The sequence below is a fragment of the Agromyces sp. P1_H4 genome (assembly GCF_056405255.1).
The window spans coordinates 1-1,035 of the sequence record NZ_JBFUCL010000574.1; the positions used below are offsets into that span (position 1 = coordinate 1).

The 1,035-nt window shown below is 67.9% G+C and carries 1 protein-coding gene; it reads left to right on the forward strand.

Annotation, left to right across the window (positions count from 1 at the left end):
- Nucleotides 1–419: 419 nt before the first annotated feature.
- Nucleotides 420–1,035, forward strand: a 616-nt coding sequence (locus tag AC1DY2_RS20070; RefSeq protein WP_476764018.1) for a vitamin K epoxide reductase family protein, incomplete at its 3' end; no start/stop codon positions are given.

Sequence of the window (1,035 nt, forward strand, 5' to 3'; positions counted from 1 at the left end):
CGTCGAGCGGCTCTGGCGTCAGCGAGGCACGCTCGGCGCCGCCGCGACCTCGGCCACCGCGTCGTGCGCCGAACAGGCCGCCTCGACGCCTCGGTGTGCTGCTGCCGGATTCGTTCGTGTTGTTCTCGTTGCCTTCCACCATCTCTGGTGCACTCCTACGACGGTGTGGATGGCCGCGCCATCCGCTCCCGTACTCGTCTCGAGCGATCCTGCGCCGTGCGCTGGACCGCCAATCCTTCACTGCTGCGACCGGCAGGTTGCCTGTGTCGCCACGTCTCGCGGTGCGTCTCACCGCTCACTCGGATGCGGTGCATCCTCAAAGCCTTCATTGGCGTCGTGCCGGGCGCGGCCCGGACGACTCCTTCGATTATCGCACGGCCGCGCAGGGTTGGCGTGGAACCGCATGCCAGAATACGAGGATGCCGGACTCCTCCCCCCAGTCCCGACCCGTCGGCGTCGCCGTCTTCCTCCTCATCGCGGGGGCGCTCGGCCTCCTCGCGGCGTGGAGCCTGACGATCGACAAGCTCGCCCTCCTCGCCGATCCCGACTTCGTGCCGTCGTGCGACGTGGGCGTGCTGGTCGGATGCGGCGTGAACCTCGGATCATGGCAGGGCGCGGTGTTCGGATTCCCCAACCCGCTCATCGGCCTCATGGCGTGGCCCGTCGTCATCGCGATCGGCGCGGCGATCCTCGCCGGAGCGCAGTTCGCCCGCTGGTTCTGGATCGCGTTCAACGTCGGTGTCGCCGGCGCGCTCGTCTTCGTGGGATGGCTCATCGCCCAGAGCATCTACGCGCTCGACGTGCTGTGCCCGTGGTGCATGCTCACCTGGGCGGTGACGATCCCGACGTTCTGGGTGGTGACCCTGCACAACCTCCGAACGGGCAACCTCCCCGTCTCGGCACGGATGCAGCGGCTCGCCGGCGAATGGTTCAAGTGGATCCCGCTGATCACCGTGGTCTGCTACGCGATCGTCATCGTGCTCGCGCAGGCGCAGATGAACGCCATCCCCCGGGTCATGATCGACCTGCAGAACC